Here is a 17,227-nt window from a genome sequence, read left to right as displayed (position 1 = left end):
CGAGTACAAAAGTAAGATAAACCCGTACGCCTAATTTTTTTTAACGCCAGCCCCTCCCCTTTCTCCATATCGTACTTCACGCAAACAAATTTAGAATTAAAAAATCTCCCATTTTTTCCAGCGGAAAATATTATCTGTCATATACTTACACGGACCACACCAGAAGGTATAACAGTCCATAAACACCACTTTCTTCTCCACCTTCGCTTTTGCCATAACCTCATCAAAAGTCAAATGCTCGAAGTTCACTCCCTGCCCGAAAGCAACAACTCCACCCACCAAAAAGCTAACCATAAAAATAAAATTCTTCATACTGCAATCTTCTTTTAATCTTTATCCGTAGAAAGCACGATCGTATACGTTTGATCCGGCTCCCAATAGGTCCTATAAATAAAGATGAAATTTTCATCCAATTCGATATCTCCGTCAAAATCCAACTCTTTAGCCAAACGGGGATTTTTCAACCGTTTGGGGAAGAAATAAATAAACGGTAAACGTCCGACTATTTGTTTATTAAACATACCCGGATCCTCTTGGAAACGAGCCCCCTCCATCTCCTGTCGTTTGTAATGTTCATCCGTCCGTACGGTAATAATATATCTTTTACCCTTTTTCACGGTATTCACCGTGTAGTGCACGTCTTCCGGTTTTCCATCCAGTTTGGCTTCCCATTTCGGATCCCCGTAATAGACGAAGATATCCCGTTCATTCAGGTAGCCCATCTGATCCAAACTGATTCCCTGTCCGATCTCCCGCATCACCTGCTCTTTTTGTTCCAAATAATCCTTCGTCACATTTTCCGTCAAAGGATAGTCGATCTCTACAAGTTTAGGCGTGTTATCCCGCAAACTACTCAAGATAAATTGTTGGTTCAGATAGACAGCTTCGCTAAAAGAGAATCTTCCCGGATTGGCCATCCAGAGTTTCCAAGTTCCCCAAGCAGCCTGACCGTGCCAACGGGAATAGACATAACCGGCCCAACCACTCACATCTCCGTCTTTTAAGCAAGCCAATATTACATCAGCAGCTTCAGACATCGCTCCGCTATAAGAGCCCATTCCTAAAAACACCCGACAAGCCTTTAAATCCGAAAGGCGGATATCCTTCTCTCTCTGTTTTTCAAATCCGACATAGAGACGCCCTTCACTCCCTCTCAAATAATGATAACAAAACCTCAAATCTCCGTTTTGAAAATTTGAGGTACTAACAATAAAACCCGGATTCAAATTCCGATATTTCTCCGCAAATTTACATGAAACATCCTCAAAAGGTACGGTATCAATCTTTATCGTATTCTCTCTTTGTCTATCCGTCCATGTAGAATAAAAAGTCCCTGCTTTTTCACGACCATACTCATCCTTTATCAACTTTCCCCAGAAGAAATCGTCAATATATACGCTACGTTCAAAACAGGAATACTTTTCAATTTTCGCCCCGATACTCATGGCTGTCTTAACGGTCAAAGGCTTCTCCGCATTCCGAATTAATTGCAAAGCACCTTCCGCATCATAGCCGGTAACAATCCCCCACAAAAAATCCTGAAACACATCATCATCCATCCCACGACTCAATTTATGCATTCTTTGAACATATTCCCGGGTAATCTTTTCCGGTTTCTCCACCAACGCCACGTACCGGGGAAAAATCATTTTCAATTGTTCCGCCACCTCTTCCGGATGTTCTTCGAAAATAACAACTTCCGCATGGTGTTTCTCTTTTAATTCATTAATAACATTCATCCATTCACTATCTTGTGCCAATGCACGGTTGACCACCACGGCATATTCATTCGGACTTGCCTGCTTTGTTTGAGCGATCGATAAATCATGCCCCAACGATAATATCACAAAAGAAACAATAATATACACAACTCTTTTCATATTCAATACGTTTATATCCTCTTTATTTTAACCACATTATCCATGTACTCCGATTGATATATTTCCGGAACACGGTATACTTTTCTCTTTTCATCGATAACCGAATCCACTTGTGAAGCATGACTATTCACTTTATAAATCCGGTAATCCGATAGGACACTCTCATATTCCTTTCAATGATTTTAGCGTTTTTTCCGTTTCCGGATCGGAAGGACGTGTCATATTCATATTGATAATGTGCCCTTTTTTATCCAACAGGATAAATCGGGGAATAGAAGTCACCCCGTATAATTCCAAAAAACGCTTGTTGCCATCAAAATTCAACTGTATTCCGGTCATGCCGCTCTTTTTCACGAATTCCTTCCATAATTTGAAATCCGTATCCGTGGAGATACTCACGAAAACAATTTTTTTCCCGTGCATTTTTTTCTCCAACGCCTGCAAGTGGGGAACTTCTCCCAAGCAAGGGCCGCACCAAGTCGCCCACAGATCAATATAGACATATTTTCCTTTCAGGCTCTTCAACGAGAGCGGTTTCCCATTTACATCTATTGCCCTGAACTCCGGAGAAGGATCTCCCGGTTTCAATTTTCCCGAGATCTCCGCTTTTCTATTTTCCTGTCCTGAGGACACAGTACCCTTTCCTGCCATAACGTATGCTTGTACACCCATCGTCAGACAACAAATCAACATGAATACATTTTTCATTTTCATCATATACCATTTAAATTTACATACAATACAATCAACATCATCCGGCTGATTTATAAAAAACCTTCACGGGTCTATCTGCCACATTCGGGTAACTTTTCACTACTTTTTGATTCACGATATCATATACCAGCACACTCCCTTTCAATTCTCCGATAGCCCGGGGGTTCCACACGCCGATATAGAGGTAAAGTCGGTTCGTACTTGCTTCAAGTGAAGTTATCTCTCCTTCTACAGATAACACTGCATCCGCTTCTACTGGCAACGGTTGAACTTCCGCATTCCCCTCGACGTATTTCCACCGATATAATTTCGAACCGTTATTGTAAAAACATACGCCTAAATTATTATGTGCCATAACCATTGTCGACTGCCCCGTCAGAGTCAACGGATCTGATATCTCATACGATTTTTCTTTCGGATCGTCGAAAGCGGTAAAACTCATCCCGCTTTCCATAAATTTTGTAATTCTGACCCGTGAAACATTGGTTTTATCCGTCGCAACCGTCCACAACTCAGACATACCGCCACGTTCCTCAGAAGTCCTTCCGGTCAGATTCAAGACGTGATATCCTTTGAAAATATCTCTGGAATTTGACGTAAACGTCATCATCCCAAAGAACATCGAAAATATACAATCCATTCGCTCACGCCGATTATCCATAAAGTATAAAAATGCATTCAAGTTTCCCGGAGGTAGCGCTATTGCCCATTTGTCATAAACCGCCTCGGCAGGAAAAATCTGAGAATCCTCGTAGAGAAAGTAATTCAAAGGATTAAGTCCTGCTGCATTTCCGCAATCCGGCATCACATAAAGTGTTGCAGGATCCCCCGGATAGGGCCCCTTGAATCCCGTTACAACAGCCACCGGTTTTATCCGGGGAAGTTCTTGCTTGACATCGAATATGTAAAGCAAGTCGAATGTTTTGTTGTCGAACTGGTATATCTTTTGACTTTTGCGACAAGTTAAATACAATACGGATCCGCTCCTCATATTCCCCGAAGTAGCATCAGTCGGATCGTCGAGCTCGATCTCAGGATTGACAGCCTCTACTGCTCGCGTTTTAAATTCCGATTCCACTCCTTGCCAAACATCACTCTCCTGGCTCGTACGCAAGAATGAAGTCCTTCCTTTTCCGTGCTCGTCGGCACTCAATACAAATAATCCCTCGATAAACGCAGTTCTCACGAAAACCCGATAATTATACATCTTGCTGACGTCACCGTTACTCACCCGCAGTCGAACCCGGTACTCGCCCAACTCGCGGAAAGTATATTGTAATTCGGGATCGTAAGAGATGTATTTCAGGGAATCTTCATTACTACCTTTCTGAAGAGACGCCCTCCATTCGTAGGTCAACTCTTTTTCACCCATGGTCTGTGTAATCTTGGGTGCCGGAATTACGGTTTGCGAACCGTAATCCGTGTAAAAAGAGTCCTGACCCACCTCAAAATTAATCTCCGATAAGGGAATATAAGCCCCCTCGGACTTGTCGTCGATACACCCGTTTAACAGATAAATGGACAAAACGGATAACGATAAACATTGTAATATATATTTCATACGCTTAAAATCTTTTTAATTAATATTGAGGTTCGGGTATATTTACATCGGCATCCGGATGCTCCTGATAATAATCGTACAAAGGACGGATAATATATTTGTGAATTGCAATTTTGTTATTATACCAAAACTGATAGCCACTCCATTCAAGATTTGGTCCGAATTGCGTTGTCAAACGCTCGTACATGACAGGATTCTTCTGTTTCACTTCATGAAAAAAATGCATAAACATATAAGCTGCCTGTTCCGTGTAATTTCCCAAATCACTATCGCTCCACCACCAGGGTTTCGGAGTTGCCGTGATACTGATGAAAAGCAACATTTTCGTGTAGCGTTTTTCAATGGGAACAACACTGAAATCATCCGTTTCCACCAACTTGAATGCCAACACGACCGGACGTTCCCGTAGTTCGGGATCTTTGTTTTTAAACAAAGTGATATAACGTGTACTCCTGATCTCATCCCGAGGGAATGTATCGATTTCTCTCAATCGATAGTGAATGTCAACACGGGCAGTCGTCAGACTGTCGATAACCTCTATCCGGTAAGAACGCACGTAGGGTTTCGGCATTCCCATCACCTGTAGGTAGAGCGGATAATCGTACTTCTCCTCGGGAGCCCCGGAGATAAAACTATAGTAGGCGGAATCTCCGCTATTCATGTAGATGTTGTCTTTCTTTCCCGTGTCGTATTGCAAATACTCCCGGTCGCACCCCGCACAATGCCAGAGTATCCACAGTATCCCCAACCATTTAAGCTTGCCCCATAATCTGTTTGTATTCATAATCTTTATTATTTATTATTTTTACTACTCTTCTTGCCGGTAATCAAACTCCTCGTTCGGTATCGTAAGCGTATACCGCTCGTCCGATCCTTTTACCGTTTCGGCGCTGGCAGGCAGATAAAGGTCCCGGTTCTGACGCTTCATGTTGTACCACTCGTATCCTTCGCCGAAAAACTCCCGGAACCGCTCTTCATTCAGCTCTTGAAGGGTCAATCGTTGTCCGGCCTGCAAGCCTACTCTTCCGCGATTCTCGATCACCAGATTGAAATAGGCTCTCGCTTTTTCCGGATCTTTCTCCAGCAAAGCTTCTGCGGCGATATAGTACATTTCCGGCATCCGGATCAAAGAGAATCCGGTTATTCCTCCGAATTCGGGAGCTCCTTGATTGTTGTATGCATCCTCGTCAAGAAATTTCAGAAAGTAAGTATTGGGAGTCTCCCAACTTGGCCTGTATTTTTTCTCTCGAAACCAATTTCGCCTCAAGTCCATAACACTACCGCTCGATTCGTAAAAATCCAAAGCATCCGCACGAGGCAACAAACCCGAGTTCTTGTAAAAATCCTCTCCCATACTTCCGAAAGGCATTCTTTGGTATATACCCCATATTGTCTCATCTTGCGCCACGATACTCGCCAACATGTTCTTTACATTCATTTGGGAAACTACCTTGTATTTTTTCGTTTCAATCACTTTCTCCGCGTAAAGACAAGCACTATCAAGGTCTCCCCTCATCCAGTACACGCGTGCGAGTGTCGCCCGTGCCGCATCCAAATTGAAATGCAGTTGTCTATTTTTTAAAAAAGTTGTTTTACCGTCATCCTCCAATTTCTCCGCCTTTTCTAACGAAAGTTCCGCTTTTTTCAAATCCGAAAGAACGGCTTTGTATACCTGTCCCACGGTACTGAAAGGTGTCACCCGGTTTCCCCAGGTCGTCACGTACGGTATTGCCCGTGCCTCCGGCTTCGACCCGATATGCGGGGCAAACAAACGCAATAGGTCGAAATGAAGGAAAGCGCGTATGCCTAAGGCTTCTCCCCGGTAATAATCGAAATAGCGATATTTTCCGGGAGCCGCTTTTTGCAGATTCGTCAAAATATCATTAATTTGTGCAATTGCGGCATAGGTGGATTTCCAAATAACAGCATACTCATCCCGCGCTCCTTTACCTTCGTGCATGTAGTTGTTGATTTGCCCGGAACCCGAATTCAGATCGGTTTGGTTTACTTGCCAGGCATGAGTCAATAACTCCGGGACAAAGTAACGCATCTGCCTCCCGTACATATTTTGTCCCCCGATTTCGGCATAAGAACCGTACAAGGCATCCTCGCATCCCTCGGCAGTAGAAAACAGATCGACATCTTTGATATCCGATTTGGGTTTCACGGTCAGAAAATCTTCACATCCGCAAAGGAACAGACATGTCGTCCAAAACAATACTATATATCTTTTCATGATCATCTTTTTTATTGTTACATTCATTAAAACGTCGGGCTGATCGTGAAATTGAATCCCCGCATATAAGGATAGGCGGTTCCCCGTTCATATTTCACGCTGGAAATTCGCAAAACATCGGAAAACGTTACCCCGACCAATAGTTTTTGCAACCCGACTCTTTTTACCCATTTCGGATTGATATCATACATAATTCCCAAAGAAGAGATATAAACTTCATTTTTCTTCTCCACGAACCGTTCCGAGTGTATGAACGTATTCCGGGATACATCGTCAATTCTTGCATAATCCACGATATCACCCGGCTGTTCCCACCGCAGGGTGAAAGTTCGTTTATCGACGTTTCCTCTCGGATCGATATTCTCGATTTTACCTGCCCGGGTTGTATTGTATATGTATCCGCCGAAGGTAAAATTCATCGCCATGTTCAAGGAGACCCGTTTATAGGTGAAGTAAGTACTGAGACTTCCCTCGAATTTTGGAATCGCACTTCCCAGCGCCACCTTGTCCCGCGGGTCGTATTCAAAGGTACGGGTTCCGTCCTTTTTGATAAAGATCTCCTGACCGGTTGCCGGATCTATACCCAATGAACGTACCGCATAAATAGCTTCCGACGATTCTCCCTCTTCCAATTGAATTTTAGGAGCCACGAGGCCCGTAGAATCCCTATTAACGTCGTTATTCCGTTTCAAAGCATTACTGATCTTCTTGATCTTATCCCAGGTACGACTATTGTTGACGGAAACCCGCCAGGCCACATCGTTCGTGCGGATTATTTGTGCGGAAACCGATACTTCATACCCTTGGTTTACCTTCTCTCCCAGGTTGTCCATCGTGTTTTCCATGCCGACGGAAGGGGGAAGATTGATGGAGAGCATCATGTCCTTCGTGTTCTGCCGGTACAGGTTAAGTGAGATATCCAGACGCTCGTTGAACAAAGAAATATCCGTTCCCAGGTTCCAGTCCAGCACCCGTTCCGCCTTCAGCTGGTCGTTTCCCATGGAGACCACGTGAGCTCCCATCGTTCCGTAATACGCGTACTCAATGGAGTATTTATACATATTATAAGGTCTGATATTCGCAAAATTGCCGTTCCCAAGGTAACCGAGACTTCCCCGTATCCGAAACAGATTTACCCAGGAGTCTTTCAAAAAATTCTCGTTATGCACATTCCACCCGGCTCCGACGCTCCAGTAGGGAGCGTACAAATCTTTCGCCCCGTAATTGGAATTCCCCGTAATCCGGTACAAACCGTTCACAAAATAGCGGTTTTTCACGGTAAGGGTCATGTTTCCATACAAACCGAGATTGGCATTGATCTGCTCGCCTCCCGAAGGCGCTCCGTCCGGATAGCGGGCGGCAAAATTAATGTCATTCAATGCCGGACGCAAAAATCCGATACCGACAAAAGAGAAATTATTCGTCCGGTTTTTAGAAATATTGGCTCCCAGATTCACCGTTAAAAGTGAAGAACCCTCCTCGTTCAAAGACAAATTGTAATTGACCGTCCCGTTGAAATTCCAGTTTTGCCCCCGACTTCCGCTGATTGCATAACTTCCTTTACGTAAAGGGTCGAACTCTTTATAAAACATCGATAATTCCGGAGAGTCAAATTTTTCGTTTTGCGAATCTGTCCAATCATAAGAGAAAGTCCCGTTCAAATATAATCCTTTAAATACGTCCCATCTTACACTCACGCTATTACTGAAACGTTTCGACATCTCATTGGCAAAACTATTGGTTGTCGCATCGTACAACGGATTTCGTCTATCATACGACAACAATTTATTCCATTCCCCGTACTCGTCTTTCGGTACATCGTAAGGATTTATGACAGCAAAATCGGAGAAACTCCCGTACGGGGAGGTCTTCGAATCCATTTTCGACCAGTCCGAACGGAAACTTACCGATAATTTATCATTGTAACGATACGAAAAATAAAAACCGAGGCTATAATTCTGCCGGAAATCTCCTCTCATCACCCCCCGAGTATCCCCGTAACGAAGATTCACGCTATAATCGATGCCTCCCCCGCGCCCGGTCATATTTAAAGAATGATTGAAAGACCAACTATTGCGCAGAGGTTTGGAAATCCAGTCCGTATTCACGCCCGCATTCACTCGTTTCAATCTCTCGTAATAGATTTCATCGTATTCTCCCGTCACAGATTTATATAATCCGTATCGTTTTTCCAACTCCAGTTTTTGTGCCGAATTACAGAGGTTGAAAGAAGAAACATCCGGGAATTGTACGTTCGGAACAAAATTATACCGCACCCTCAATCTACTGTCTGTTACCTTTTTCCTGTTTACCACGATTACTCCGTTGGCAGCCCTATCCCCGTACATCGCCGTGGCAGAGGCATCTTTCAAAACATCCACCCGATCAATCTCAAACATGTCCATGTCGTACAATTGCTCCAGAGAGATCTCCACTCCGTCCAACATGATCAGCGGGCGATTCAACCCTATCTGCCCACTGGCCGAAAGTGAGGAGGTTCCTCGAATAATAATCTCCGGAATATGGTTCGGATTGGCACCTTGTTCGTTATTTTCCACGATACGCATACCCGGAACCAATGTAGCCAAAGCCTGTACCAAATTGGTCTGAGACATCTTCAGAATATCTTCCGATCTGATGGTCGTCACGGCTCCCGTATAACTATTCCGACTCTGGGTAAACATACCGTTGACCACCACCTCCTCTATCAACTCCACCTTCTCTTCCATAACCACGTTCAACGGCTTTTCATCCTTCAGTGCAATTTCCTGCTTTTTCATACCTATAAACGAAAAGATCAACACGTTTCCCGGAGCTTTAGGCAACATCAATCTGAATTTTCCGTTTTTATCCGTAGTTGTCCCTATAGGGATCTCCCCTTTATTCGTTCTCAACACGACCGTTATTCCCGGTAAAACATCCCCATTTTTATCCCGGACTGTTCCCGTCTGCTCGTACAGATTAAGTACCCTTTTGTCCCGAAAAGAAATCACGTACGAATCTCCTTTCAACTCGTACTTAAACGGCTTGTCCGCCAACAAAACATCCAAACTTTCCTCCACCGTCTTATCTTTCAAGGTCACGGTTACCTTGTAGCGATTCAGATCGTCATAATTGAATATGAACTTACTGTTCGTCCGTTCGCTCAACCGGGTTAAAGCCTCTCCCAAAGGAGTATCCTTAAACACCAAGTTTTCGACTTTCACCTGTGAAATCCCGGTATGCATACCCGCAAAAAAGAATACGCAACACAGAAAACAGAAACATCCGATTTTTTTTACGATACAACAATCCCCGGGGGGAGTCGTACCGACACCTCCATAATTTGTCATCATACACTTTAAATTTAGGTCGAGTAATTAGTTACTTCTTTATCTCTGATACTATAATCTCTCGTTCTTCCATCTTTATCGCAATCTTATTCGTTGCCATTAACAGATCGACAATGGTCCGAAAATCGCAATTCCGATCGACCCATAACTCAAACCGAAAATTTTTCAATTCCTTATCCACATACACGGTCTTAAAATTATACCACCGTTGCAAGTCACTCATGATCTTCTCTAAACTTTCGTTTTTGTAATAGAAACTTCCCGATTTCCAAGCCGTAAAACGACGCACGTCTATCCGGGAAATTTTCGGTCGTTCCTTTTCGAAACAGGCATTCTCACCCGGGACCAACCCGTATTCCTCTCCCTCTTTTTCATTCGTCACCGAAATACTTCCCTTTACAAGCGTGACATTAACAGGTTCTCCGCTATAAGATCGCACGTTAAACTCCGTGCCATACACCTTTGTTCTTATTCCGGAAGAAGAGACAACAAATGGAAGCCTTGAATTTTTCACAACAGAAAAATACCCTTCGCCTTTCAATTCGACCCCACGCACACTATCCCGAAAAACTGTAGGATAACGGAATTCCGATTCGGAATTCAACCACACGACTGTTCCGTCGTCCAAGACCAATTTATACTCTCCTCCCTTAGGCACCCGTAACACGTGATAGTGTACCTCTTCCTTTCCTGACAGAGTATAATGCATACGCTGCAAACTATCGTAACCGATCTCAATACCTTCCCCCACTTGTATGTTCTTCGCCCTCTGCCGATCCAAAACGATACTTTTTCCAGACTCCGTTACGAGTACGGCACACGCTTTTCCGGGTAAGAATGAAGGCAACACGCTTACATCGTGCCCACGCACACCTCCATCCTTTTCATAAACATCCCTCCCGTATTGCCACAATCCGAACAATCCGGTAATCACAAAGACTGAAGCCGCTACCGAAAAACGCAATAAAAATCTTCGCCTGCCTTTACGTCTCATCCTCTCTTTAAATTCCCGAAACGCCACTTTCGGACCGTTAGAAAAACGATTGCCTCTTCGTATTCCGACTTCTATATACAAACGACAAGAATCGTACAATCTTCGATTTTCCTTATCTTTTAACCATTTCCGCACGGAATCATCCTGTTGTAATTCGGGATGATTCACTATTTCCAGTACGAAATCCAATCGATCTTTTACCTCCATAACTCTATTCAGCGTTTTTTGTTATAAACACGTAATAAAGCTAAAAACGGGTAGGTATTAAACAGCATTTTTTTTGAAAAGAATTAAAAGCAAAAACAATTCCGTATCCGACAATCGATTCCTCAATTCACCGAGTCCTTTGACGATATGCCATTTAACGGTATTTACAGAGATATTCAACTCTTCGCTTACTTCTCTGTACTTTTTCCGTTCAATAAAACATTTCTTAAATACCACGGATGTCTGCGGCGCCAACTGATCTATCGCCGACATCACCTTCTGTATCAACTCCTCGTATCCTCTATAATCCTCCGTTGTTTTTACCGACTCGTAAGAATACCGCAGATAACGTTCTCTACTCTTCTTCCGGCGTAAAAAATCAATACAACGATTGTATACCAAAGTATACAGAAAAGGACGGAGGGTATCGGATAGATCAATTTTGTATAAATTATTCCAAAGGTACTCGTAAGTATCCATAACGATATCTTTAGCCTCCTCCTCGTCACGAACAAAACTTAACGCATGACTATAAAGGCCAACATAATGAGCATTAAATAACGATTCAAACGTCTCTATCCTATTTTTCTTATTCACGATACAAACTTCTTTATCGCAAACAAACATACTTATTTTTTCAATAAATACACGATAACGACAGAAAAATATAACAATAATGGAACATTGAATATCGTGAACTTATAATTAGCAAATAATTTTCGCTTGCGTCATAATCATGGCAATACTTTTCGTGTTGCTTTAATACAAACACCCAAACATTCAAAACGGTATTCTATTGCTGATTACAATGTCGTCGATAGCAAAATAGCTGCTCGGCAGATTTGCAATCTGATTGAACGTCTTGCGGTTTCCGCCTACTTCAAACAAATATTTACCGTCGGCCATGAAATTACTTTGCTCGGACATTGTCAGAGTCGTAACTGCTCCAAATTGATTAACGAAGAATGTTTCACGCATCATCCCTTCCGAGATTTACGAAGAGTGTATACATCCAATCGGCATTATTCAGATAACACTTTTAGAAAAACGAATTTTATTCAAATATTCACCTTTACAGAGATGTTTCTTGTGATCTGCCACCTTTTTGAGTAACTTCCCAATATCAATAAGTTTATTATATATAATTATGGATATCAATGATATATCATTCACATCTTTACTCCTCTTTCTGACGAATCGGATAAACCTCTTTATTCCTCCTATTGTATCGCTCGCGTATTTGTCGTTATCCATGAGAATACGCCAAAATAGAGATTTTAGACAAACAAACTACACCATCAAAGACCATAAAACACCAGTGCGATAAACAATGAAAAATTGCTTATCGCACTGGTATTTAATTACTTAAATCATTATATCAACTAATACTCATCTTCGTTGAAGAAGAAATCATCTTTACTCGGATAATCCGGCCAAATATCCTCGATACTTTCGAATATCTCTTCGTCGTCTTCAATATCCTGAAGATTCTCAATAACTTCCATAGGCGCCCCTGAACGAATGGCATAGTCTATCAACTCATCTTTTGATGCAGGCCAAGGTGCATCTTCCAATTTAGAGGCAAGTTCCAGTGTCCAATACATGATATATCGTTTTAGAGTAAATTCTATATTTTGCCGCGAATATATGTTTTATTTCTAAAAATACAACTCTATTCGCGGAATAAGAAGTTATTTAGAATTAATACAAATAAAATACTCCTTATTCCTAACCAAATAGCACTAAAGTTTCTATTTTCGTTACTCATCATCCGAGAAATGGATCAACACTTTACGATAAGTATTGAATATCTTTGCCTTAGACACGAATCCCAAGTATTTATGATCCTGAATAACAGGCAGATTCCATGCACCCGACTCTTCAAATTTCTTCATCACTTTTTCCATCGAATCTTCTATATCTATAACGACGGAAGGAGCTATCATAAAATCTCGGACATAGGTTTTGGAATACATTTCCTGATTGAACATTATTTTACGGATATCATCCAACAAAACGATTCCCAATAAATGGCCGTCGTTATCCAATACGGGAAAGAGATTACGACTCGATTTGGAAACGATTTTAACCAAATCGCCCAAGGTCGAATCGATCCCGATGGTTTTGAAATCCGTTTCCACCACTTTATTCAATTTCATCAACGTCAGAACGGCCTTGTCTTTATTATGAGTCAACAGATCGCCCTGCATCGCCAACCGACGGGCATAGATCGAGTAAGGCTCCATTCCCCGGCTCGTCAGATAAGCCATAACCGATGTCAACATCAACGGCAGAAGTAACGCGTAACCGCCCGATATTTCAGCGATCAGGAACATGGCTGTCAAGGGGGCATTCATTACTCCGGACATTACCCCGGCCATGCCTGCCAAAACGAAATGACTCTCCGGCACCTCGCGAATACCGCTCAAATTGATCAACATGGCTAACAGGTAACCTGCAACCCCTCCCGTAAACAGACTCGGAGCAAAAACACCGCCGACACCGCCGCTACCATTAGTCAATGCCGTGGCTATAACTTTTATAAACACCATACCGATAACAAAAAGCGGCAGTATCCATATCTTGTCCCTAAAATCGAAGAAATAAGTATTATTCAACAACTTATCCGGCTGCCCTCCCATCATCGTATCCAAAGCTGTATATCCCTCACCGTACAAAGGAGGAAAAATAAAAATAATAACACCCAACAACGCTCCTCCGATAGCCATCTTCTTAAACGGGTGTTTGATCTTATTCAGAAAATGTTCCACCCGGAGATTCATCCGGATAAAATAGACGGAAAGAAGTCCCGTACCTACTCCCAATAACACATAATAAGGAAAATTCCCCATGGCGAACTTATCCGTAATCTGGTAAGAAAACAGAAAACCGTCACCCATAAAAAAGAAAGCGATCACGTAAGAAGTAATAGCCGTAAACATCAAGGGGACGAGCGAAGCCATCGTCAAATCCAACATCAACACCTCCATCGTGAAAACGATGCCGGCAATGGGAGCTTTAAAAATTCCCGCAATGGCTCCCGCCGCACCGCATCCGATCATCAACGTCATGACCTTGTAGTTCATACGGAAGAGACGGGCTAAGTTAGAACCGATGGAAGCTCCCGTTAAAACAATCGTGGCCTCCGTTCCCACCGAACCTCCGAAACCGATGGTGAGCGTACTGGCAATCATCGAAGAATAGTTATTATGAGGTTTAATCATACTATTCCTCCGGGATATGGCATACAAGACCTTAGTTACCCCATGACTGATATCCTCTTTGACAAAATATTTCACGAATAAGGTGGTCAACAATATACCGATAAAAGGATATACAAAAAAAAGGAGACTCCCGCTATCGACCTGCATTCTCTCCGTGAAAAACACATGCGTATAATGTACCATATTTTTCAACAAAACTCCCGCAAGTCCCGTCACAATCCCGACTAATATACTTAATATCACGATAAATTGCTTCTCCTTGATATTACGCACACGCCACATTAAAAATTTTCCAAGAAACCCCTTCTCTCCAGTTGACTCAGCCATATTTCAATTCCTTTTATCGGTTCTTCTTCACGCTTTTTAACGAACCGTACCGGGGATAAAAGTCTATACTTATTCCCTCGTTATTGATCACATCCAAAGGAAATATCTTCGTATACCCTAATTGAGGAATAATACACCGTTCCGTTATCACACTTTTATTGCCGCAAGTTAAAACCAAATCGGCAACGGCCGGAACCCGATAAGTCACCCCAATTACGGGTTTATGTGCAGAATCGTTCTCTTTCGGAGGTAAAATTACATTCTTCACTTCAATCACATAGGGTTCGGCTGATACGTTATTTTTAGCGGTAATACCGCTTGTCTTCGAAAAACGGAAGAGCGTTACCGATTCATCCTCTTTTTGCGGAACATAGACAAACTCTCGTTTCACCCGCTCTTTCACCTTTTTACCCATAAAAAGACTCAGATAATCTTTTTCCAAAGCGTCCAACTCTTTCAATGCTTCCCGAGTAGCAGGTCCGGAGCTACTTACACCGGACAATAAATCCAATCTTTTTTTACGGATATTAAAAATTTCGTCCGTGATCTCCTTTACATAATCCTTCTCCTCTTTCAACACGTACCGTTCAATCGGGTCCCATACCCGACGCATCTCCCCCTCGACCTCTATCATGGAAAAATTAGAATCCAATACCTCTTTTAAAGTAGAACGTACCCCGAAACGAACGTAATCAATCTTCTGCTCCTTATTATCTTTAGGTACGATATAGAACACCTCTTTTTCCGCATCCGCACTATTTTGGCTACCGTTCACCCCGGACAAAAAACCCTCCGGCGTCAAGTTTAAACAAATTCCGGCATACTCTCCCGTGGTTGTCACTGAATAGATATTTTTAGTATCGGGAAGAGCCTGGGGAATAATACGTATATCCTTAAGTTCCCACTCTTCCCCCGCCGCATTTATATCCGGTCCGATCCCCAACTGCTGTTCGGCATACTGACGGAAAGGACCCGGTATTAATTTCACACGCTCCATGGTTACTTCCACTTTAAAGCTTATTTTAGGGAGCATATAACTCACCGAAACCGGGGTGGACAACTCTCTCTTCTTCTGTCCTAAAACCGACAAGGAGAGACATCCGATCAATATCCATATAAAACAAATCTTTTTCATGATCTTTTTCCTAAATTATTTTAAAAAGAATCCTTACACACTCTTTTCCTACCCTTTAAACCAACGTTTCCAATTTTCTCCATGCTTTTCCAAGAAAAGCAATAATATCTCCGGATTTCATACCGCGTACTCCCATCTCCTCTCTCGCCAAATCGCCGGCCATTCCATGAACAAAAACTCCCGTTAATACCGCATCCGGTACAGGCATACCGCTTGCCAACAGTCCTGTAATAATCCCCGTCAAAACATCTCCCGCTCCGCCTTTGGCCATTCCCGGATTACCACTCATGTTAAAATAACATTTCCCCTCCGGTGTAGCTACCACAGAATGAGCACCTTTTAACACAACATATACATTGTATTTTTCTGCAAAAATGCTCAATTTATTTAATCTATCAAAATCATTTTCACTTTTTCCTGCTAATCTTTCAAATTCTTTGGGATGGGGTGTCAAAACCGCACTTTCAGGTAATAATTTCAATAAACGGGCATCAGCGGCAAGTAAATTCAAGGCATCCGCATCCAGTAACATTCTTCCTTTCCAATCTTTCAACAAACGCTCCAACCCGAAAGCTGTTTCCGTCGACGTTCCTATTCCCGGCCCGATACCCACGACCCGGTATTTTGAGCAATCGAAAATACGGGAAAAGCAATTTTCATTCACGTCTTCTTCGATCAAAACCTCCGGTACGGCAAGATGTACTATTTTTTTCAAAGAACGAGGGAGGTGAAGGGTCAGCAAACCCACTCCCGAATGCAAAGCCCCTTCGGCTGCCAGTATCGCAGCTCCCATCATCCCATAAGAGCCGGCTATCAACAAAGCATGCCCCATCTCCCCTTTATGAGTGAACTTTCCGACCTTCGGCAAACGGGCTGCAAGCACATCCGGCGTCAAATAAAAATAAGAGGAAAACAGATCCCGTAATATTTCCGGATGCAAACCTATGTCCAAAACTTCAAAATCTCCCACATAACGATAATTTTCGGGGAACATAAAAGACAATTTGGGAAACTGGAAAGTAAGCGTGTAATCGGCTTCCATTATACTTCCGGTATTTTTCGCGTTATCCTCTCCCAATAAACCGGAAGGAATATCCACCGCAACAACGGGCAAAACGGAGCGATTTATCCTATCTATCACTCCGGCACACCATCCTGTTACCGGACGACTCAATCCGGCTCCGAACAAAGCATCGATCCATATTCCCTCCACGGATTCCGCATCGAAGTCGGAAATCTCCCGAACATCAACACAACTTCCGGAACGAGCCAGATAATCTTCCCGATACTTCTTGCAGTCAGCGGACAAACACGCTCCCGTCCACACGTGATACACCACAACCTCGTACCCTTTTTCCAATAAGATTCCGGCAAGGGCAAAACCGTCTCCCCCATTATTCCCGACTCCTGAAACTATGTTAAAAATAGAATTATTCGGAAAAATTTTCAAAAGCCGACAGGCAATAGCTTCAGCCGCTCTCTTCATTAATAGAGACGAACTTATCGGCTCATGCTCAACGGTATATCTATCAATTTCTTTTAAATCAGATGTTTTAAAAATCTTATTATACTTTTTCATAGGTTCTAAGTTCAAACGTTTTCGTGTTTTAAAGATAA

At 42.6% G+C, this 17,227-nt stretch carries 14 protein-coding genes; all 14 read right to left on the bottom strand.

The genetic code is table 11. The features are described 5' to 3' along the window. Positions 1–96 precede the first annotated feature (96 nt). The 14 genes from PGR74_RS00540 to PGR74_RS00475 all read right to left on the bottom strand — a co-directional run bounded on the left by PGR74_RS00540 (position 97) and on the right by PGR74_RS00475 (position 17,189). Complete coding sequence (locus tag PGR74_RS00540) at positions 97–312, bottom strand: hypothetical protein (RefSeq protein WP_052634720.1); 216 nt, start codon at positions 310–312, stop codon at positions 97–99. 14 nt (positions 313–326) lie between these two features. Further along, entirely contained in the window at positions 327–1,880 is a 1,554-nt protein-coding gene (locus PGR74_RS00535; RefSeq protein ID WP_270516584.1) for a hypothetical protein, read from the bottom strand. Between the two features lie 162 nt (positions 1,881–2,042). Further along, positions 2,043–2,597, bottom strand: coding sequence for a TlpA family protein disulfide reductase (locus PGR74_RS00530; RefSeq protein WP_235375086.1), 555 nt, complete (start codon positions 2,595–2,597; stop codon positions 2,043–2,045). A 34-nt stretch (positions 2,598–2,631) separates the two neighbouring features. Then, on the bottom strand, positions 2,632–4,155 hold the full coding sequence (locus PGR74_RS00525; protein ID WP_041504978.1) for a PKD-like family lipoprotein: 1,524 nt from the start codon (positions 4,153–4,155) through the stop codon (positions 2,632–2,634). 19 nt (positions 4,156–4,174) lie between these two features. Continuing rightward, entirely contained in the window at positions 4,175–4,939 is a 765-nt protein-coding gene (locus tag PGR74_RS00520) for a DUF4843 domain-containing protein (protein ID WP_041504979.1), read from the bottom strand. 24 nt (positions 4,940–4,963) lie between these two features. Then, positions 4,964–6,391 (bottom strand): RagB/SusD family nutrient uptake outer membrane protein, encoded by a 1,428-nt coding sequence (locus tag PGR74_RS00515; protein WP_041504980.1) that lies wholly within the window; start codon positions 6,389–6,391, stop codon positions 4,964–4,966. A 26-nt stretch (positions 6,392–6,417) separates the two neighbouring features. Next, a complete protein-coding gene (locus PGR74_RS00510; protein ID WP_052634725.1) occupies positions 6,418–9,726 on the bottom strand; it encodes a SusC/RagA family TonB-linked outer membrane protein in 3,309 nt (1,102 codons plus the stop codon). A 28-nt stretch (positions 9,727–9,754) separates the two neighbouring features. Beyond that, positions 9,755–10,924, bottom strand: a complete 1,170-nt coding sequence (locus tag PGR74_RS00505) for a FecR family protein (protein WP_270516583.1) — start codon at positions 10,922–10,924, stop codon at positions 9,755–9,757. Positions 10,925–10,981: 57 nt separating this feature from the next. Next, positions 10,982–11,521 carry an RNA polymerase sigma-70 factor gene (locus tag PGR74_RS00500; RefSeq protein WP_160289148.1) on the bottom strand — a complete coding sequence of 180 codons (540 nt, stop codon included), beginning with the start codon at positions 11,519–11,521 and terminating at the stop codon, positions 10,982–10,984. A 183-nt stretch (positions 11,522–11,704) separates the two neighbouring features. Further along, positions 11,705–11,905 (bottom strand): hypothetical protein, encoded by a 201-nt coding sequence (locus PGR74_RS00495; protein ID WP_041503931.1) that lies wholly within the window; start codon positions 11,903–11,905, stop codon positions 11,705–11,707. A gap of 401 nt (positions 11,906–12,306) precedes the next feature. Further along, on the bottom strand, positions 12,307–12,528 hold the full coding sequence (locus tag PGR74_RS00490; RefSeq protein ID WP_009135471.1) for a DUF2795 domain-containing protein: 222 nt from the start codon (positions 12,526–12,528) through the stop codon (positions 12,307–12,309). A gap of 156 nt (positions 12,529–12,684) precedes the next feature. Then, positions 12,685–14,475, bottom strand: coding sequence for a chloride channel protein (locus tag PGR74_RS00485; protein WP_041503933.1), 1,791 nt, complete (start codon positions 14,473–14,475; stop codon positions 12,685–12,687). 13 nt (positions 14,476–14,488) lie between these two features. Further along, positions 14,489–15,610 carry a DUF4831 family protein gene (locus PGR74_RS00480; protein WP_041503934.1) on the bottom strand — a complete coding sequence of 374 codons (1,122 nt, stop codon included), beginning with the start codon at positions 15,608–15,610 and terminating at the stop codon, positions 14,489–14,491. A 55-nt stretch (positions 15,611–15,665) separates the two neighbouring features. Next, positions 15,666–17,189, bottom strand: coding sequence for an NAD(P)H-hydrate dehydratase (locus tag PGR74_RS00475; RefSeq protein ID WP_041503935.1), 1,524 nt, complete (start codon positions 17,187–17,189; stop codon positions 15,666–15,668). Between the last annotated feature and the right edge of the window lie 38 nt (positions 17,190–17,227).

It is taken from the genome of Sanguibacteroides sp. AM78-02pH3A, assembly GCF_027666085.1.
GTDB classification, from domain to species: Bacteria; Bacteroidota; Bacteroidia; order Bacteroidales; family Marinifilaceae; genus Gabonibacter; species Gabonibacter massiliensis.
This window is presented reverse-complemented; position numbering and strand designations above follow the sequence as displayed.